The organism is Streptomyces sp. NPDC031274 (genome assembly GCF_055570235.1).
This window is the reverse complement of the sequence record NZ_JBVIHP010000016.1, coordinates 191,340-208,412: the sequence shown is the minus strand read 5'-3', so window position 1 is coordinate 208,412 and position 17,073 is coordinate 191,340. Positions and strand designations below refer to the sequence as shown.

The 17,073-nt window shown below is 71.7% G+C and carries 19 protein-coding genes and 1 pseudogene; 12 read left to right on the top strand and 8 right to left on the bottom strand.

Annotated elements, in window-relative coordinates; all coding sequences use genetic code 11:
• Positions 1 to 66 precede the first annotated feature (66 nt).
• Together ACZ5CR_RS25380 and ACZ5CR_RS25375 are read right to left on the bottom strand one after the other, a co-directional pair.
• Positions 67 to 1,617, bottom strand: a complete 1,551-nt coding sequence (locus tag ACZ5CR_RS25380; protein ID WP_468861190.1) for a sensor histidine kinase — start codon at positions 1,615 to 1,617, stop codon at positions 67 to 69.
• Positions 1,618 to 1,771: 154 nt separating this feature from the next.
• Complete coding sequence (locus ACZ5CR_RS25375; RefSeq protein WP_468861187.1) at positions 1,772 to 2,428, bottom strand: response regulator; 657 nt, start codon at positions 2,426 to 2,428, stop codon at positions 1,772 to 1,774.
• A 175-nt stretch (positions 2,429 to 2,603) separates the two neighbouring features.
• Between ACZ5CR_RS25375 and ACZ5CR_RS25370 the strand changes: the two genes are divergently transcribed.
• From ACZ5CR_RS25370 to ACZ5CR_RS25350, 5 genes are read left to right on the top strand one after another with little or no spacing between them, the layout of a single operon-like run.
• On the top strand, positions 2,604 to 3,521 hold the full coding sequence (locus ACZ5CR_RS25370) for an ABC transporter ATP-binding protein (RefSeq protein WP_468861185.1): 918 nt from the start codon (positions 2,604 to 2,606) through the stop codon (positions 3,519 to 3,521).
• The gene (locus ACZ5CR_RS25365) at positions 3,518 to 4,297 is read left to right on the top strand and encodes an ABC transporter permease (RefSeq protein WP_468861183.1); all 780 of its coding nucleotides are present in this window, start codon (positions 3,518 to 3,520) and stop codon (positions 4,295 to 4,297) included. The genes ACZ5CR_RS25370 and ACZ5CR_RS25365 overlap by 4 nt, the downstream gene beginning before the upstream one ends.
• A gap of 50 nt (positions 4,298 to 4,347) precedes the next feature.
• Entirely contained in the window at positions 4,348 to 5,151 is an 804-nt protein-coding gene (locus ACZ5CR_RS25360) for a GNAT family N-acetyltransferase (protein WP_468861181.1), read from the top strand.
• Positions 5,148 to 5,948, top strand: coding sequence for a lysophospholipid acyltransferase family protein (locus ACZ5CR_RS25355; RefSeq protein WP_468861179.1), 801 nt, complete (start codon positions 5,148 to 5,150; stop codon positions 5,946 to 5,948). The genes ACZ5CR_RS25360 and ACZ5CR_RS25355 overlap by 4 nt, the downstream gene beginning before the upstream one ends.
• On the top strand, positions 5,941 to 6,567 hold the full coding sequence (locus ACZ5CR_RS25350) for a DedA family protein (protein ID WP_468861177.1): 627 nt from the start codon (positions 5,941 to 5,943) through the stop codon (positions 6,565 to 6,567). Before ACZ5CR_RS25355 ends, ACZ5CR_RS25350 begins: the two co-directional genes overlap by 8 nt.
• Before the next feature lie 21 nt (positions 6,568 to 6,588).
• Here the strand turns inward: ACZ5CR_RS25350 and ACZ5CR_RS25345 are convergent, their stop codons facing one another.
• Both ACZ5CR_RS25345 and ACZ5CR_RS25340 read right to left on the bottom strand, forming a co-directional pair.
• Positions 6,589 to 6,957: an erythromycin esterase family protein gene (locus ACZ5CR_RS25345; RefSeq protein WP_468861175.1), complete on the bottom strand. Its 369-nt coding sequence runs from the start codon at positions 6,955 to 6,957 to the stop codon at positions 6,589 to 6,591.
• A gap of 217 nt (positions 6,958 to 7,174) precedes the next feature.
• Positions 7,175 to 7,336 (bottom strand): annotated as a pseudogene (locus tag ACZ5CR_RS25340) (erythromycin esterase family protein); the annotation flags it as partial.
• A 358-nt stretch (positions 7,337 to 7,694) separates the two neighbouring features.
• Between ACZ5CR_RS25340 and ACZ5CR_RS25335 the strand changes: the two are divergent.
• From ACZ5CR_RS25335 to ACZ5CR_RS25325, 3 genes are all read left to right on the top strand, one after another.
• Positions 7,695 to 8,492 carry a DJ-1/PfpI family protein gene (locus ACZ5CR_RS25335; protein ID WP_468861172.1) on the top strand — a complete coding sequence of 266 codons (798 nt, stop codon included), beginning with the start codon at positions 7,695 to 7,697 and terminating at the stop codon, positions 8,490 to 8,492.
• 75 nt (positions 8,493 to 8,567) lie between these two features.
• Complete coding sequence (locus tag ACZ5CR_RS25330; protein WP_468861169.1) at positions 8,568 to 9,320, top strand: hypothetical protein; 753 nt, start codon at positions 8,568 to 8,570, stop codon at positions 9,318 to 9,320.
• Positions 9,321 to 9,509: 189 nt separating this feature from the next.
• Positions 9,510 to 10,103: a sigma-70 family RNA polymerase sigma factor gene (locus ACZ5CR_RS25325; protein WP_468861167.1), complete on the top strand. Its 594-nt coding sequence runs from the start codon at positions 9,510 to 9,512 to the stop codon at positions 10,101 to 10,103.
• 67 nt (positions 10,104 to 10,170) lie between these two features.
• Here the strand turns inward: ACZ5CR_RS25325 and ACZ5CR_RS25320 are convergent, their stop codons facing one another.
• Positions 10,171 to 11,031, bottom strand: a complete 861-nt coding sequence (locus ACZ5CR_RS25320; protein WP_468861165.1) for a GbsR/MarR family transcriptional regulator — start codon at positions 11,029 to 11,031, stop codon at positions 10,171 to 10,173.
• A gap of 216 nt (positions 11,032 to 11,247) precedes the next feature.
• Here ACZ5CR_RS25320 and ACZ5CR_RS25315 point away from each other — a divergent pair, with 216 nt between their 5' ends.
• Positions 11,248 to 12,168 (top strand): ABC transporter ATP-binding protein, encoded by a 921-nt coding sequence (locus ACZ5CR_RS25315; RefSeq protein WP_468861282.1) that lies wholly within the window; start codon positions 11,248 to 11,250, stop codon positions 12,166 to 12,168.
• A complete protein-coding gene (locus tag ACZ5CR_RS25310) occupies positions 12,165 to 13,013 on the top strand; it encodes an ABC transporter permease (RefSeq protein ID WP_468861162.1) in 849 nt (282 codons plus the stop codon). Before ACZ5CR_RS25315 ends, ACZ5CR_RS25310 begins: the two co-directional genes overlap by 4 nt.
• 87 nt (positions 13,014 to 13,100) lie before the next feature.
• On the opposite strand, the gene ACZ5CR_RS25305 is transcribed toward ACZ5CR_RS25310, so the two are convergent.
• Together ACZ5CR_RS25305 and ACZ5CR_RS25300 are read right to left on the bottom strand one after the other, a co-directional pair.
• Positions 13,101 to 13,508, bottom strand: a complete 408-nt coding sequence (locus tag ACZ5CR_RS25305; RefSeq protein ID WP_468861160.1) for a CoA-binding protein — start codon at positions 13,506 to 13,508, stop codon at positions 13,101 to 13,103.
• A 102-nt stretch (positions 13,509 to 13,610) separates the two neighbouring features.
• Positions 13,611 to 14,186 carry a TerD family protein gene (locus tag ACZ5CR_RS25300; protein WP_361843358.1) on the bottom strand — a complete coding sequence of 192 codons (576 nt, stop codon included), beginning with the start codon at positions 14,184 to 14,186 and terminating at the stop codon, positions 13,611 to 13,613.
• Between the two features lie 205 nt (positions 14,187 to 14,391).
• Here ACZ5CR_RS25300 and ACZ5CR_RS25295 point away from each other — a divergent pair, with 205 nt between their 5' ends.
• A complete protein-coding gene (locus ACZ5CR_RS25295; protein ID WP_468861157.1) occupies positions 14,392 to 14,787 on the top strand; it encodes a BlaI/MecI/CopY family transcriptional regulator in 396 nt (131 codons plus the stop codon).
• 203 nt (positions 14,788 to 14,990) lie between these two features.
• Here the strand turns inward: ACZ5CR_RS25295 and ACZ5CR_RS25290 are convergent, their stop codons facing one another.
• A complete protein-coding gene (locus tag ACZ5CR_RS25290; protein WP_468861154.1) occupies positions 14,991 to 15,446 on the bottom strand; it encodes a tellurite resistance TerB family protein in 456 nt (151 codons plus the stop codon).
• A 160-nt stretch (positions 15,447 to 15,606) separates the two neighbouring features.
• Between ACZ5CR_RS25290 and ACZ5CR_RS25285 the strand changes: the two genes are divergently transcribed.
• Positions 15,607 to 17,064 (top strand): APC family permease, encoded by a 1,458-nt coding sequence (locus ACZ5CR_RS25285; RefSeq protein WP_468861151.1) that lies wholly within the window; start codon positions 15,607 to 15,609, stop codon positions 17,062 to 17,064.
• Positions 17,065 to 17,073 lie beyond the last annotated feature (9 nt).

Below are 17,073 nucleotides of genomic sequence, written 5' to 3'. Positions count from 1 at the left end.
CTGTACTGGTTCTGCCTGACCCTGCCTGGTCCTGCCTGAGTCTGTACGGTCACACAGGGCGCCCCGTCATTCGTCGTCGCCCACGACCGACTTGGACACCAGTCGTCCGTCGGCGAAACAGAGGCGGTAGCCGTCCGACGACATGACGTGCGTGCTGTAGTACGTGCAGTCCTGGCCGCGCGGCGTCGCGGGTGCGCCGTCCGGTGGGCCGTCCCTGGTGAACCGCGGCAGCCGGGACTCCACCTCGCCGCGCGGCTCCCCGGTCGTCAGGCCGTCGTACACGTCCCGGTCGAGGACCGACCAGACCGAGCTGATCAGGCTGAGGGGGATCATGAGCAGCAGGATCCCGGCGAGCACCGCGAGCGGCGCGAGGACCGCCTGGGTGAGCCGCCGCCTGATCTGCCGTCTGGCCAGCTCCAGTTCACGGGCGGAGGTGGTCGGCCGGGGCGCGTCGGCGGCGCGCGGGGCCGCTCCCGCCGCGGGCAGCTCGGCGTCCACCGCGAAGCCGCCGTCGCCGGTGGGCTCCGCCCGCAGTGTCCCGCCCGCAAGGCGCACCCGCTCATCGAGGCCGACGAGTCCGCTGCCGCCCGAAGCGACGCCGGGCAGGCGCCCCGCCGGAGCCGCGTCGTTCACCACCGTCAGGCGCAGCGTGTCGTCCTCTCGTACGAGCTCTCGCACGAGGCGGGCCCGGACCGCCGCGCCGGGGGCATGCTTGGCGGCGTTCGTCAGGGACTCCTGGAGTACGCGGTGCACGGCGAGAGCGACCATCGGCGGCAGGTCCTCCGTACGGCCCGACCGTTCGAGTGTGACCTCGACCCCGGAGGCCCGCGCGCGCTCGACCACGGCGTCCGCGCTCTCCTGAGACGGCGCACGCGGCGGCGCTTCGTCGTCGGCCCGCAGGACGCCGATGATCTCCCGCAGCCGTTCGGTCGCCGCGCCCGCCGCCTCGCGCAGCTCGCCGACGGCAGCCTGCTGGCGGGCGTCGAGCGTGGGGTCGACCTCCAGGACGCCCGCCTGGACCGCGATGAGCGTCAGGTCGTGGCCGAGCGAGTCGTGCATGTCGCCCGCGATCCTGGCCCGTTCGCGGATGCGGGTGCGGTCGGCGACGGCCTGCTGCTCGTGCTCCATGCGCTCGGCGAGCCGCCATCCGGCGGCCATCAGGTCGGCGTACTGGCGGCGGTAGCGGCCGAGCAGCCACGGCAGCACCACGCCGATCAGCAACGTCAGGAGCATCGTGGGCCAGCCCCACAGATCGCTCGACACGACCGCGCACAGCACGAGCCCGGCAGCGGCTGCCGCCCCGAAGAGCCACAGCGCGGGACGCACCGTGACACTGCGGCTGCCCGCGAGATATCCGAAGAGGGCGAGCGCCGCCCAGTACACGGGCGTCAGCATCTCGGCGTCCGTCAGCAGACTCAGCGCGACCGGCACGGCAAGTGCCACGAGCGGCCACCGCCTGCTGAAGGCCACAGCGCCCCCGAGCAGCGGGACGCCCACGGCCGCCACGACCGCGTCATGTCCGTCGAGACCGATGGCGGCCGAGACCGGCGGCGCGCACACCACAAGCCACAGCCCGATGTCGAAGAGCCGGGGAAGCCAGTCGTGTCTGCCGCGCATCCGCCAAGGATCGCCGATCACCCCCTGCCCGCGCCCCCGACGAAAGTAAGGGGCCGCAAAGTAAGGGGTCGCGAAGGGGGAGGCGCCGCGAAGGGGGAGGAGTCGTGAAAGGGGAGGAGCCGTGAAGGAGCGGGGCGCCCCGGAGCGCGAGCGCTCACTCCTCGCCGACGAGTCCCGCCTCGTACGCGAGGATCGCGGCCTGCACCCGGTTCTTGAAGCCGAGACGGGCGAGGACCTGGCTGACGTACGCCTTCACCGTGCCCTCGACGACGTGCAACCGCTGGGCGATCTCCGCGTTCGAGAGACCTGCGCCGACCAGCGCGAGCACCTCGCGCTCGCGTGCCGTCAGCCCTTCGATGCGGGTCCGGGCGGTGGCCTGCTTGCCGAGCTGCCCCGCGCCGAGGTGGGAGATCACCCGCCGCGCGATCGAGGGGGAGAGATACGCGCCGCCCTCGGCGACGGCCTGTACCCCGGCGATCAGCTCGCGCGGGTTGCCGGACTTGAGGAGAAAACCGGCCGCGCCCGAGCCGAGCGCGCTCGCGATGTACTCGTCCTCGGAGAACGTGGTGAGCATCGCCACGGCCGTGCCGGGCGAGACCCGGCTCAGTTCGGCCGCCGCCTGGAGGCCGTCGAGCCGGGGCATCCGGATGTCGAGGAGTGCGACGTCCGGGCGGTGCCTCAGCGCGAGGTCGACCGCCTCACGCCCGTCGGCCGCCTCGGCGACGACCTCGATGCCCTCGGCGGTGCCGAGGATCGCCCGCACCCCGGCCCGGATCATCGCCTCGTCGTCGGCAAGCAGTACTCGGATCATGCGAGCACGCTACCCGGCCGCCGCGGACCTCGGACCTTACGAAAGTGCAGGGCAGGTGCTGACCAAGGTCCCCTGTTCCGTGCCCCGTCGCTTCATAGCGTTCCTGTTGTCGCCGCCTGTGCCACCGAAGGCGCGGGTACTGAAGGCGCGGTCACCGAGAGGGACTTGGGGAACGATGCTCACACTGCGGAACCTGACCAAGAGATACGGCGAGAAGACCGCCGTCGACGCGCTGTCCCTGGAAGTGGCACCCGGGAAGATCACCGGGTTCCTCGGGCCGAACGGCGCGGGCAAGTCCACCACGATGCGCATGATCCTGGGCCTCGACCACCCCACATCCGGCACCGCTCTCATCAAGGGCAGACGGTACGCCGACCACGCGCACCCCCTGCGGGAGGTCGGCGCGCTCCTGGACGCCAAGGCCGTGCACCCCCGTCGCAGCGCGTACAAGCACCTCCTCGCGATGGCGCGCAGCCACGGCATCCCCGCCCGCCGTGTCGACGAGGTGCTCGACGCCACGGGGCTCGGCGACGTGGCGGGCAAGCAGGCGGGCTCCTTCTCGCTGGGCATGGGGCAGCGCCTGGGCATCGCGGGGGCGCTGCTCGGCGATCCGGAGGTGCTGATGCTCGACGAGCCGGTCAACGGCCTCGACCCGGACGGCGTGCTCTGGATCCGTCGCTTTCTGCGGTCGCTCGCCGAGCAGGGCAGGACGGTGTTCGTCTCCAGCCATCTGATGAGCGAGATGGAGGTCACCGCGGACCGGCTGATCGTGATCGGCAAGGGACGGCTCATCGCGGACGCGCCGATGCGGGACATCCTCGCACGCGGCTCCCGCAACGCGGTCCGCGTGCGCGGGCCCGAGCCGGACGGCCTGCACGCCCTGGCGGAACGGCTCGCGCCGGAGGCCCACGACGTCCAGCGGGTGTCGGCGCACGAGCTGGTGGTGACGGGCCTGACGCCGGAGCGCGTCGGCGATCTGGCCCACGAGGCACACGTACGACTGCATGAACTGCGCGCCGTCGAGGCGTCACTGGAAGAGGCATACATGGAACTGACCGCCGGAAGCGTCGAGTTCGGGGAGGCACGGCTGTGAGCACCCAGATCTCCGATCAGCGCCGTACACCGCAGCGGACGGCCGGGGGCGGTCTGCGCGGGGCCGTGGCCGCCGAGCGGACCAAGCTGTTCTCGCTCCGCTCGACCTGGTACTTCCTCCTGACGGCGGCCGCCGTGATGGGGGTGACGGCCGCGTGCGTCGGTGCGGTCACCCATGACGCGGAAGCCTCGGCCGCCGACCCGGCGACGCTCGCCACCGTCTACGGCGTCGAGTTCATCGTCGCCGGGCTCGCCATGCTGTGCGTCACCGGCGAGTACGCCACCGGGAGCATCACCAACACCCTCCAGTGCGTGCCGGACCGCGCGCGCCTGCTGATCGCCAAGAGTCTCACCGTCGGGGTCGTGGCGTTCGGCGCCGGGATCGTGCTCGCCGCGCTCGGTGTGGTGGCGGGCACGGCGGCCATGGACGCGTCGACGTTCGACTTCGCACACGTGGCGGGCCGGGTGTTTGCCATCGCCGTTCACCTGATGCTCATGAGTGTCCTGACCATCGGCCTCGCGGCCATCGTGCGCAGTTCAGCCGGGGCCATCACCGTGCTGTTCGTGCTGCTGCTCATCGTGCCGACGATCCTTCAATCGATTCCCCTCGACTTCCTCACGAACCTGGCGCAGTTCCTGCCCCAGGCGGCGGGCACGCAGTTCCTCACGGGCGACGCGGATCTCTACGGTCCCGCCACCGGGCTGCTGCTCCTCGCCGCCTGGACGGCCGCCTCCCTGACCCTGGCCACGGCGATCCTCCGGCGCCGCGACGCCTGAGCCGCCCTCCCGTCACGACCGCCCCTCCCCGAACGGAGACCGGAACTGTCATGCCCTCGACATCGGCTGCCCGTACACCCGCTGCCCTCTCCACCGCCCCCGCCGCCCCCGCCACCTCCACCAGCCCCGCCGCCCCCAGCTTGTACGTCACCTCCATCGCCGACTCCGAGGAGCAGATACGGGCCGCGCAGCGGCTGCGGTACCGGGTCTTCGGCGAGGAGATGGGCGCCACGCTCCACACCTCCCTGCCCGGCCACGACGTGGACGCCTACGACGGCCTCGTGGACCACCTGATCGTCACCGACACCACCACCGGCGAGGTCGTCGGCACCTACCGGCTCCTGCCGCCAGGCAGGGCCGAACGGACCTACTCGGACGCCGAGTTCGACCTGTGCGCACTGGGGGAGCTGCGGTCCTCCACGATCGAGGCGGGCCGCTCCTGCGTGCACCCCGACCACCGTTCCGGTGCCGTGATCAACCTGATGTGGTCGGCGCTCGCCCGCTATGTCCTGCTCTCCGGCCACCGCTATCTGGCGGGCTGCGCTTCGGTGCCGCTCGCCGACGGCGGCAAGGCGGCGTCCAGCGCCTGGCTGCTCGGCACGTCCAAGCACGCGTCGCCGCCCGACCTGCGCGTGCACCCCCGGCGCCCCTGGGTACCCACCGTGCCCACGGTGGAGCGGCCCGCCTACGCCGACCTGCCCCCGCTGCTGAGGGGCTACCTCCGACTCGGGGCGTGGATGTGCGGGGCGCCCGCGCACGACCCCGAGTTCGGGGTCGCCGATTTCTACGTCCTCCTCGACATGGACCGGCTCGGCGACCGCTACCGCCGCTATTTCCTGGGGGAGACGCGATGAGCCCCGGGGGAGCCGCGCCCGCGCTGTGCACCCCGGCCTGCGTCGCACGCTCGGCGCCACGTGTGCCGTCGGCCGAGATCGCCCGCCGGTACGCGGCGTTGGCGTACGAGATCGGCCTGGGCGTGGCTCAGGGCGAGCGCCTCGCCGAGCCCCGCGCGCTGCGGGCGCGGGCTCGGGGGATCCTGGGCGCGCTCGGCGTACGCCTTGAGGAGGGGCCGCGGCGGCTGACGGCGGACGGGGCCCGCCGGACCGGCCCCGGCACTCTGATCGTCGCCAACCACATCTCCTGGCTCGACGTCGTCAGCCTGCTCGCCGTCGAGCCGGTGACGGTTCTCGCCAAGCGGGAGGTGGGCGGGTGGCCGGTGATCGGTGCGCTCGCCCGTCGAGCCGGTACGCAGTTCATCGACCGCGACGGGCTACGTCAACTACCGCACGTCGTAGCAAAGTTGGCGTCGACCCTGCGCTCGGGGCGCTCCGTCCTCGTCTTTCCCCAGGCGACGACCTGGTGTTCGGTCCCCGGCGGCCGGTTCCGCCGGGCCACCTTCCAGGCGGCGGCCGACGCGGGCGCGCCCGTGCGTCCGGTGACCATCCGCTACTACCAGCACGGCGCCCGCAGCACCACGGCCGCCTTCCTGGGTGACGAGACCTTCGGGGCCTCGCTGCACCGCGTCGCCCGCGCCCGGGCGCTGACCGTGCGGGTCACCGCGCACGCGCCGCTGCACGGCTCCGACCGGCGCGAGCTGGCCGCGGCGGCCCAAGCGGCCGTCGGCGCCCATGAGATGCCCGCTCATGTCTGAACTGCTCGGCCGCCTGGCCGACGCGCTGCAGACCAGGCTCGACTCACCCTGGATCTGGCTGATTGTCTTCCTCGTGGCCGGCCTCGACGCACTGGTGCCCCTGATGCCGAGCGAGACGACCGTCGTGATGACGGCGGTGCTCATCGGCCCGGATCTCCCGCGCCTCGCCCTGCTCGCCGCCGTCGCCGCGGCGGGCGCCCTGTGCGGTGACTGTCTCAGTTTCGGCGTGGGGCGGTGGCTCGGGCCGCGGACGGTGACGCGCCTGATGCGGGGCGAGCACGGCAGGCGCCGCTACGCGTGGGGGCGCGCCATGGTCGAACGGCACGCCACGGCCCTTGTGGTCGCGGCGCGCTTCCTGCCCGGCGGGCGGGTGGCCTCCGGCCTGTCCACCGGCAGCATGGGCTTCCCCTTCCGCCGCTTCGCCGCCCTGGACACCGCGGGGGCGGTGCTCTGGGCGGTCAGCAGTACGGCCATCGGGCTCATCGGCGGGGCGAGCTTCGGCGACGAACCGGTGAAGGGCCTCGGGCTCGCCTTCGGCCTGGCCCTTTCGGCCGTCGCCGGGGTCGAGGCGGTACGCAGGTTGCGCGGACTGCGGGGGCGTCACGTCACCGCCCCCTGACCTTCACCCCTGACCTCCCCCCTAACCCTCCAGAGCCCTGGCCGGCGTCACCTCGCGGACATGCGCCACCGCGTCGAACCACTCCGCGAGGGAACTGCCGGACAGGTGATGGGCGGCGTCCTCGCGCGCGTCGTAGAAGGGGCCGACGACGCGGGTCCTTGCGGGGGCGTTGAAGTAGGCGTCGACGGGCGCGGGGTGCGGTGCGCGCAGGTCGACGAAGTGCGCGGGCAGGTCGGCCGCGCCGAGCACCGCCTCGGCGAACTCCGCGGGCGGCACCGGATAGTCCATGCCGTGGTGGAAGGTCAGCGCGACGGACGCGTAACCGTTGCCGAAGCGCTCGCGCAGGTGGCCGCCCGCGTTGCGGTGGGTCTGGGGCGCGGGTGATGACACCGTACGGGGGGGCGCCGACGGCCGTGTGGGTGAGGCCTCCCCAGTAGACGGTCTTCTGCCCGGTGCGCTCGTGCCACCGGACGGCGTCGTCGGCCAGGGCCCGCTCGATCTCCGCGAGTCCGACACCGGGCGGCGCCGACTGCGTGGGCAGCGCGGCCAGTTGAACGGGGTCGTGCGGGTTGCGTTCGTTGTGGGCGCGCATCCAGCGCAGTACGTCGAGGATCTCCCCGGTGCGCCAGAAGGAGCGGGCTTCGGAGAGCATCGCTTCCGGATCGCCCGCCCCGGTCAGGACATAGGCGTCGAGCCCGAGCCGTGCGGGATCGTCCCCTTCGAGAACGAGAGAACGAAACCCTTCTTCCTCGACCAGGAAGCGCAGCATCCGGTGCTGGAGGACGGACAGCTCGTGTGTCGCACGGGATCCCACGCCGAGCGCGACGATCTCGGCGCCCGCCACCGCACCGGCCAGGGGGCGCAGGTCATCCAACTCGGCATGTGTATCAGAGGTGTTGACGGGGTGGGCGTGCTGGTTCAGCCAGTCGACCGCCGCTTCGACCGCTGTTGCTCCTGAAGTCCGGTTCATGGGCCAAGGCTCGTCCCTGAAGCATGGTTGAGGTCAAGTGTGACGTGGGTTGCGGGAACTCGGACTCCGCCGCGACCGACTCCTAGGGCGTGCCGCAGGAGCGGCCGACCGGCCGACCGGCCGACAGGCATGACCAGGAGGAGAGTTGAGAGACGAGATGAGCGCGGCTGAACTCGCGGCCGGTGCGGGCCGTCGTCGGCTGCTGCGGGGCGCGGTGGCCGGGACGCTGGGCGCGGTCGGTCTCGCCGCCGCGTCGGACCACCCGGCGCACGCGGCCGGTGGTCACCCATCCGGCCAGGACGACGAAGGAATGCTGAACATCGCCGTTCTCCTGTACGACGGATTCACCGCCCTGGACGCCGTCGGCCCGTACGAAGTGCTGTGTCGCGTACCGGGCGTGCGCGTGTCGACGGTCGCCCGGACGGCGGGCCCGGTCCGCACCGACACCGGCGAACTGACGCTGGTGGCCGAGCGGGCCATGAGCGATGTCAGCGCGGCCGACGTGCTGCTGGTGCCCGGCGGCGGCAATCGCGGGGTCGTCGCGATGATGGAGGACGCCGACGTCCACCGGTGGATCCGCCGCATCCACCGCCGCTCCACATGGACCACCTCGGTGTGCACCGGCTCCCTCATCCTCGGCTCGGCGGGCCTGCTGCGCGGACTCCCGGCCACCACCTACTGGGCATCGCGCCCGTACTTGGAGAAGGTCGGCGCCGTCTACACCCCCGGCCGCTTCGTCGAGACCGGGAAGATCATTACGGCGGCAGGCGTCTCCGCGGGCATCGACATGGGCCTGCACCTCGCGTCCCGCCTCTCCGACGAGAAGGTCGGAGAGGCGATGCAGCTCGCCGTCGAGTACGACCCGGACCCGCCGTACGACACCGGAAGCCCCGAGAAGGCCGACGCGCGGACGCAGGCGCTGGCCCTGAAGCTGCTCGAGGACTCGGCGCGCTAGGGCCAGGCTCCTCCTCGCCTATGCGGAGCGGAGCACCTATGCGGGGCGGAGCGCGAATGCAAAGATGACCCCGCCATGACTGCTGGGTGGTGTTCTCGCGCGGTGCGGGCTGCGGTGTTCGCGGCAGCCTGTGTGCTGCTCGCTGCCCTGGGCCACGTGCTGATGTCGGGGACTCCGGTGCCCTGGTGGACGCTGGGCGCCGCAGCCGTCGCAGTCGGCGGCACGGGGTGGGCGCTCGCCGGGCGTGAGCGGGGGCTGCCCCTCGTCGTCTGCGTGACGGTGCTGGTCCAGGCCGCCCTGCACTCGGGGTTCTCCCTGGCACAGGCCGCCGCGCAGCCCTCGGCCGGAGAGCCTCTCGTACGGCAATGGGTACGGCACATGCTCTGCGCGGCGCCGATGGGTGCCGACGCGATGGGCGGGGGCCAGGGCTCGGCGATGTCAGCGCCGATGCCCGGGTCGGGAGCGACACCCATGCCAGGCGTGCCCTCTCCAGGGTCCCCCATGGAACACATGGAGCACATGGATCACATGGGCGGCGGCCACGACATGGGCGGCATGTCGCCGACCGGCATGCTCGCCGCCCACCTTCTCGCCGCGCTCCTCTGCGGCCTCTGGCTCGCGCACGGCGAACGCGCGGCCTTCCGTATCGCGCGTGCCTTCGCCGGGTGGATCATCGCCCCGCTGCGCGTGCCTCTCGCGCTGCCCGCGCCCGCACACCGTCCCCGTATCCGGCCCCGACGCCACCGTTCGGCGGGCCGGCCACGGGAGTTGCTCCTCGTGCACACCCTCACTTCTCGGGGCCCGCCCGCCGGTACCGCTGTCGCCTGACAGCTGGTTCCCCGACGCCGTGCCCGCGCGCCATGTCGCGCGGCCTGACGGCTCGGGCATCGGTCGTACGCACTCCCGCGCGGCCGTACCCCCTCACCGGCCCCCCGGACGCACGCCCACATGTGCAGGCCCGCATGTGCACGCACGCACGGCGTGTCCGGGTCCCGGAAATCCCGAGAAGGACACCAGGTGATCAATCCTGCCCTGCCCAGCTCACCCGACGAGTCGATAACGGCCTGGGCGCTCGCAGCCCGCGCCGGTGACCCCGAAGCGGTCGAGCACTTCGTACGCGCGCTGCACCGGGACGTCCGCCGGTACGTGACGTACCTCGGCGGCGACCCACAGGCCGCCGACGACCTGACACAGGACACGTTCCTGCGGGCCCTCGGCAGCCTGCACCGTTTCGAGGGGCGCTCGTCCGCCCGTGCCTGGCTGCTCTCCATCGCCCGGCGCGCGGTGATCGACAGCCTGCGGTACGCCGCCGCCCGGCCCCGTCTCTGTGACACGGACGACTGGCAGTTGGCCGCCGAGCGGGCTCAGCCGAGGGGCCTGCCGGGCTTCGACGACGGCGTGGTCCTCGCCGACCTGCTCGCGACGCTGCCCGACGAGCGGCGTGAGGCCTTCGTCCTCACCCAGCTCCTGGGGCTGCCCTACGCGGAGGCCGCGCTGCTCACCGGCTGTCCGGTGGGCACGGTCCGCTCGCGTGTGGCGCGGGCGCGCAGCGCGCTGATGGAGCGGCTGCGGGAGGCCGAGCGCCCCGCACTCATGGGCGCCGCGGCCTGACGCGGCGTACGGCTGCCCGGTCCCGACGCCGGGCGGCCGTACGCCTCCCTCTGCCCCGCTGGACCCGTCACGCCGCTGCCAAGGCCCTGAGCTGTTCCGGAGTCAGGCGGTCCTGTCCGGCGTGGCGCAGGGCGTCGGCCACGCGTTCCGAGGGCCAGCCAAGTGCCGTGGCCAGGTGGTCCTCCGGGAGAGGCGCGCCCGCGTGCCGCAGTGCGGCCAGTACGGTCAGCGCGTCGTCGACGGCTTCCTGGCCGTCTCCGCTCATGTCGTCGCTGAGGGTCGCGAAGAACTGGCTCATGTGGGTGAGCCGGGCCCCCGCGGGCGTCGCCGCGTCGAGCACGTCGACTCCCCGCTGTGCCGTCCGCGCCCACAGGGCGTGCTTCTGAGCGCTCGTCATCCACGCCCGGAGCCAGACGTCGTCGTCGATGACGTACCGCTCGCGACGGTGGCCGGGCACCCGTACGCGGCGGATCACCTCAAGGTCCGCCAGATAGCCCACGGCCTTGGACACCGACGCGGGGCTGACCCGCAACCGTTGGACGAGATCCGCGGCGGTGAGGCTGCCGGAGTCGTCGGTGATCAGGCGGGCGAGCACCCGCGCGGCCATGCGGGGCACCCCGGTCCTGACCATGAGCGCCGCGAGCTGCTCGGCGAAGTCGCGTACGGCGTCGGGGTCGCGTCCGTACGCGTCGGTGGGCGTGGCCGGTTCGCGGTGCGGGATCTTCCCGCGCCGCCGTGCGCGCCGTTCGGTAGCGAGGTGGGCGTGGTCGACGCGGTAGCCCTCGGGCCCGCCGTTGCGGGTCACCTCGCGGCTGACGGTCGATGTCGGTCTGTCGAGGCGCCGGGCGATCTCGGCGTACCCGAGCCCCTCGGCGAGGCCCGCGCCGATGTGCCGGCGGTCCTGGTGGGTCAGCCTGCCTCCCGGCATCCGCGGGGCCTCCTCGTGTTCATCCTTGCGTTCATCGGCAAGTCCATTGCAATGAATCCCCGAAATCCCTTACTGGAGAGGGGTGTTCGGCCAGTTATTCATTGATGGCGTACTGAACGCAACGTAGCTTCGCCGCTATCTGAAGGCATACGGCGAGGAGTTGACGTGACGACCACGAGCGAGGGGGACCTCGTGCTCGATGTCGAGGGACTGCGTATGCGCTACGGCACGGCCGACGTGCTGCGCGACGTGACCTTTCAGGCGCGGCACGGCGAAGTGCTCGCCCTGCTCGGGCCGAACGGGGCGGGCAAGACCACCACCATCGAGATCATGGAAGGGTTCCGCATGCGCTCGGCGGGCCGGGTCCAAGTGCTCGGCACGGACCCGGCGCTGGGCACCGAGGCATGGCGTGCGCGGATCGGCGTCGTCCTGCAGTCCTGGCGCGACCACGGCAAGTGGCGGGTGCGTGAGCTGCTCGCGCACCTCGGGACGTACTACGCCCCCTACTCCACCGGCACGATCCGGCGGCCGTGGGACACCGACGAGCTCATGGCGGCGGTCGGCCTGACCGGGCACGCGGGCAAGAAGGTCAAGACACTCTCCGGCGGCCAGCGGCGCAGGCTGGACGTGGCCATCGGCATCGTGGGCCGCCCGGAACTGCTGTTCCTCGACGAGCCCACCGCGGGGTTCGACCCGGAGGCCCGGCAGGAGTTCCACGAACTCGTCCACCGCCTCGCCGACGATCACGAGACCACGATCCTGCTCACCACGCACGACCTGAACGAGGCGGACAAGCTCGCCGACCGCATCATGATCCTGTCCGGGGGGCGGATCATCGCGGACGGTTCGGCGGACGATCTGGCGCGGCGGATCGCGGGGGACGACGAGGTGCGCTGGACGTACGGCGGACGGCAGTTCGTGAAGTCGACGGCCGAATCGACGGCGTTCGTCCGCGGGTTGTTCGGTGAGTACGGCGAGGCCGTGGGTGAACTGGAGGTCCGCCGGGCCTCGTTGGAGGACACCTACCTGGCGCTGGTACGACGCCAGGGCGAGGCGGGGACGCGCGAAGCCGGGACGCACGAAGCAGGGACGCACGAAGCCGGGACGCACGAGGCCGGTACGGCGGTGGTCCTGTGAACACGACGGGCGCGGCGATCCGCGCGGGCTGGGACCGTGGCCTGATCGAACTGCGGCAGTCGTTCACCAACGGTGGTGACGTGCTGTCCCATCTGCTCTGGCCGGTGCTGATGCTGACCGTCATGTTCTTCCTGCGGGACACGGCGTTCGGCACGAGCGGACTCCTGCTCGGCACCCTCGCCCTGCCGAGCGTCCTGGGCATGAACGCGGCGATGGGCATGGTCAGCATGAGCCAGGCGCTCACCGCCGAACGTGAGGACGGCACCCTGCTGCGCGCCAAGGCGACGCCCAACGGGATGCCGGGCTACCTCATCGGCAAGGTCGTCTCCGTGGCGGGCGGCCTGCTCGTCGACCTCGCGATCCTGCTGATCCCCGGCATCTTCATCGTCGGCGGTCTCGCGATCGGCGGCCCGGGCTCCTGGCTGACACTGATCTGGGTTCTCGCCCTCGGCATGGTCGCGACCCTGCCCATCGGGGCGGTCCTTGGCTCGGTGTTCACCAGCGCGCGCACCCAGGGCCTGATCCAGCTGCCGATCCTGGGCATGATCGCGATCTCCGGCATTTTCTACCCGATCACCGCGATGCCGGACTGGCTGCAATGGACCGCCCAGGTGTTCCCCATCTACTGGCTCGGCCTCGGCATGCGCTCGGCCCTGCTGCCGGACAGCGCGGTCGGCATCGAGATCGCCGACTCCTGGCGGCACTGGGAGACGGCCGGGGTGCTCGGGGCCTGGGCCGTGCTCGGCCTGCTCGTGGCCCCGGTCGTCCTGCGCCGCATGGCACGCGGGGAGTCGGGCTCCAGCGTGGCGGAGCGACGGGAGAGGGCGCTGCGGAGGGTCGGATAGCCGACCGCCCCAGCGCCTTCCCGAAGATCTCCGAAGATCTCGGGGGGATCTCCGAAGATCTCCGGAGGTCCCCCGAGGGCCGGGTGCCTAGCGCAACATCGGCAGTTCGATCGCCGGGCAGCGGTCCATCACCATCTCCAGGCCCGCTGCCCGCGTCCGCTCGTACGCCGCCTCGTCGATGACCCCCAGCTGGAACCAGACCGCCTGCGCGCCGATCGCGACGGCGTCATCGGCGGCCTGGCCCGCCAGGTCGCTGTTGAGGAAGACATCGACGACGTCGATCTTGAAGGGCACGGCGGAGAGGGAGGGGTAGCCCTTCTCGCCGTGCACCGTCTCGGCCTTCGGGTGGATCGGGACGATGCGCTTTCCGTGACGCTGCAGGACGCTCGCGACCCCGTACGCGGCCCGTCCCTCGTTCGTGGACAGGCCCACGACCGCCCAGGTGTCTCCGAGCTCCGTCAGGATCTTGCGCACTGTTGCCGGATCGCCGTACACGTCCCGCTCCTTCTGCCGCCGATGGTCGGATGACTGCGCGACGACCGAAGTCCTCGCGGCGCGTCATACATACACGTCAGACGCGTACGTCAGACGCGTACGTCAGACATTCACGCCGAAGTCCGACGCGATTCCGCGCAGTCCACTCGCATAACCCTGGCCGACCGCGCGGAATTTCCACTCCGTGCCGTGACGGTAGAGCTCGCCGAAGACCATGGCGGTCTCGGTCGAGGCGTCCTCGGAGAGGTCGTAGCGGGCGATCTCCGCGTTGTCGGCCTGGTTGACCACGCGGATGAAGGCGTTGCGGACCTGGCCGAAGCTCTGGCCGCGGTTCTCGGCGTCGTGGATGGAGACCGGGAAGACGATCTTCGTGATCGTGGCGGGCACGGCGGCGAGGTTCACCTTGACGGCCTCGTCGTCGCCCTCGCCCTCGCCGGTGAGGTTGTCGCCGGTGTGCTCGACCGAGCCGTCGGGGCTCTTGAGCTGGTTGTAGAAGATGAAGTGCTGGTCGGAGACGACCTTCCCCGAGTCGTCACAGAGCAGCGCGCTGGCGTCCAGGTCGTAGTCCGTGCCGGTGGTCGTGCGGACGTCCCAGCCCAGGCCGACCAGGACGGCGGTGAGGCCGGGGGCCTCCTTGCTGAGCGAGACATTGCCGCCCTTGGCCAGGGAAACTCCCACGATGTCCTCCTGAGGTCCTGAGGTGATGTGCGTACCGGCCGTGGTCAGGGCCGGACCTAAAAACTACAACACTGTAGAAGTAGACGGAGTGTCGTGGGCCGACACCATGTCCCGTTACGATGTGGGGCTCCTCAAGGGGCCGTCAAGAGAGCTGTCAAGACAGCGCCGGGACGACTGTCGGCAGGCACCCAGGAGGGACACGGGCATGGAGCGGCATGAACGCGAAGCGCGGCAGCCCCGCCCAGGGCGGCGCGGGCAGGGCGAGCTGGAGGCGATGGTGCTCGCGACGGTGCACGGCGCGCCGGGACCCGTGAACGCGGCCTGGGTGCAGGAACGTATCGGCGGCGACCTCGCGTACACCACGGTGATGACGATCCTGACCCGGCTGCTCGCCAAGGACACCGTCACGCGCGAGCGCGCGGGCCGGTCGTTCGTGTGGCGCTCGACGGTGGGTGAGGCGGGGCTCGCCGCGCTGCGGATGCGCAAGGTGCTCGACGGCGAGAGCGACCGCGGCGCCGTGCTCGCCAGTTTCGTCACCACGCTGTCGCCCGACGACGAGCAGATGCTGCGGGGACTCCTGGCGTCGGCGGACACAGCGTAGACGGCGTAGGGAGGGCGTGGCGTAGGGGTACGGCGTAGGGGGGGGGGGGGGGGGGGGGGGGGGGGGGGGGGGGGGGGGGGGGGGGGGGGGGGGGGGGGGGGGGGGGTTTTCCCCCCCCCCCCCCCCCCCCCCCCTACTGGTTCACCGGATTCACCGGATTCACCTGGTTCACCGGCGTCACAAGGTATGAAGACCTCAGAGCCTCAGAGGTCGAACTCGTGCGGGGGCAGGTCGAGCGCGAAGCACGCCTCCCGCACGACGGCCCGCTCCGTCTGGTCGAAGTCGCCGTCCGCGCCGCCGATGACGATGCCGATCTGGATCACGGCACGCGCCTCGGCGGGCTTCTTCTTCGCCTTGGCGACCTCCTGCAACACGCTGACCTTGCCGAACGCGAAGTCGGCGGTCAGCTTGTCGACGTATTCGTCGAAGCGGCGCCGCAACTCGTCGGCGGGGAAGTTCTGCAGCACCTCGTTGGTGGCGATGAGCTGGGCCACGCGCTGGCGTTCGGACGGGTCGATGGTGCCGTCCGCCGCCGCCACGAGGGCGCACATCGCCATACTGGAGTCGCGGAAGGCGCCGCTCTTGAGGTCGTTCTTCTTCGCCATGAGCTGGGTCTGCATCGTCGATGCGGATTCCTTGACGCGGTCCCACAGGGCCATGAGAGCTCCGTATGTCGGTTTTTTGTTTCTACAGCAGTGTAGAAACTAGCAGGCGGACCGGGCCGAGAGGTCCGCCTGAGGCGGAGAGGGCGGACGATGACACGGACCGCACAGTCGCCGCTCCGCGCTCCACCCGGAACCTGCTCTCGGGAGTACCCGCGTGACCGCACCCACCTCCCCCGCCTCTCCCACCGGCAAGGGCCTGAGCGGCGGCGCCGTCGGCACCGGCGACCTCGTCTTCTTCGTCGTGGCCGCCGCCGCGCCGCTGACCGTGATGGCCGGAGTGGCCCCCCTGTCCATCGGCATGGCGGGCCGGGCGGCGCCGCTCGGCTACCTGGTATCGGGGCTGCTGCTCATCGTCTTCGCGGCCGGATTCACCGCGATGAGCCGCTTCGTCCGCAACGCGGGCGCCTTCTACGCCTACATCGGCCGAGGGCTCGGACGCCCGGCTGGAGCGGGAGCCGCGTACGTCGCGCTCTTCTCCTACAACGCCATCGAGGTCGGACTGCTCGTCGCCTTCGGATGGTTCACCGAGTCCGGGTTCGAGGACCTGACCGGGGTCCGTGTGGCCTGGTGGATCTGGGCGCTCGCCGGGCTCGTCGCCATCGGTGTGCTCGGCTATCTGAAGGTCACGTTCAGCGCCAAGGTCCTCGGCGTCGCGCTGGTCCTCGAAGTCCTCGTGCTCCTGGTCTTCGAGGCCGGGCTGCTCGCGCACGGCGGCGGGCCGCAGGGCCTCGACCTGGGCACGCTCTCTCCGGAACACCTGGGCGGCACGGGGGTGGGCGGCATGTTCGTGCTCGCCGTCGGCGCCTTCGTCGGGTTCGAGGCGACGGCCATCTACGCGGAGGAGGCGCGCGAACCGGAACGTACGGTGCCGCGCGCCACGTACATCGCCGTGGCGTTCCTCGCGCTCTTCTACACCTTCACGGTGTGGACGATCATCAACGCGTACGGGCCCGACCGCGCCCAGGCCGTCGCCGAGGGGGAGGGCGGCGCCGACATGGTCTTCACGGCGACCGAGCGGTTCGCGGGAGCCTGGGCCGCCGACTCCATGCACGTACTGATCATCACCAGCGCCTTCGCGGCGACGCTCGCCTTCCACAACGGCGCCGCCCGCTACTGCTACGCCCTGGGCCGCGAGGGCCTGCTGCCGCGCCGCCTCGGCTCCGTTTCCCCCAGGACCCGGGCACCCGCCGCGGCGGTCGTGACGCAGTCGGCCCTCGCGCTCGCCGTGGTCGGCGTGACCGTCGTCAGCGGCGCGGATCCGTACACCGTCACCTTCCTGTGGAGCAACGGCTCCGGCATCCTCGGCGTGATGCTGATGCAGGCGCTCGCCGCGCTCGCGGTGTACGGATTCTTCCGGCGCGAGCGCAGGGGCATGCCCGCCTGGCGGGTGGTCGCGGCCCCGCTGACCGCCTGCGCGGGCCTCGCGGTACTGATCGCCCTGGTGTGTGCCAACCTCGATCTCCTGACGGGCGCTTCGGGCGGCGTCAACGCGGCCCTCATCGCTCCACTGCCCGTGCTGTTCGTGGCGGGAGCGGCGCTTGCCCTGCGGATCCGGCGGCGCGCGCCGAGGGCGTACGAACGGCTGACGACAGTGGAAGCGGAGAGCGTGTGATGGAGGGGC

Coding starts and splice junctions, on each gene's coding strand:
- ACZ5CR_RS25315 (WP_468861282.1), top strand. CDS start 11,248: ATGCGCTACGGCACGGCCGACGTGCTGCGCGACGTGACCTTTCAGGCG.
- ACZ5CR_RS25290 (WP_468861154.1), bottom strand. CDS start 15,446: ATGGCCCTGTGGGACCGCGTCAAGGAATCCGCATCGACGATGCAGACC.
- ACZ5CR_RS25355 (WP_468861179.1), top strand. CDS start 5,148: ATGAGCCCCGGGGGAGCCGCGCCCGCGCTGTGCACCCCGGCCTGCGTC.
- ACZ5CR_RS25375 (WP_468861187.1), bottom strand. CDS start 2,428: ATGATCCGAGTACTGCTTGCCGACGACGAGGCGATGATCCGGGCCGGG.
- ACZ5CR_RS25370 (WP_468861185.1), top strand. CDS start 2,604: ATGCTCACACTGCGGAACCTGACCAAGAGATACGGCGAGAAGACCGCC.
- ACZ5CR_RS25360 (WP_468861181.1), top strand. CDS start 4,348: ATGCCCTCGACATCGGCTGCCCGTACACCCGCTGCCCTCTCCACCGCC.
- ACZ5CR_RS25335 (WP_468861172.1), top strand. CDS start 7,695: ATGAGCGCGGCTGAACTCGCGGCCGGTGCGGGCCGTCGTCGGCTGCTG.
- ACZ5CR_RS25295 (WP_468861157.1), top strand. CDS start 14,392: ATGGAGCGGCATGAACGCGAAGCGCGGCAGCCCCGCCCAGGGCGGCGC.
- ACZ5CR_RS25380 (WP_468861190.1), bottom strand. CDS start 1,617: ATGCGCGGCAGACACGACTGGCTTCCCCGGCTCTTCGACATCGGGCTG.
- ACZ5CR_RS25320 (WP_468861165.1), bottom strand. CDS start 11,031: ATGCCGGGAGGCAGGCTGACCCACCAGGACCGCCGGCACATCGGCGCG.
- ACZ5CR_RS25350 (WP_468861177.1), top strand. CDS start 5,941: ATGTCTGAACTGCTCGGCCGCCTGGCCGACGCGCTGCAGACCAGGCTC.
- ACZ5CR_RS25330 (WP_468861169.1), top strand. CDS start 8,568: ATGACTGCTGGGTGGTGTTCTCGCGCGGTGCGGGCTGCGGTGTTCGCG.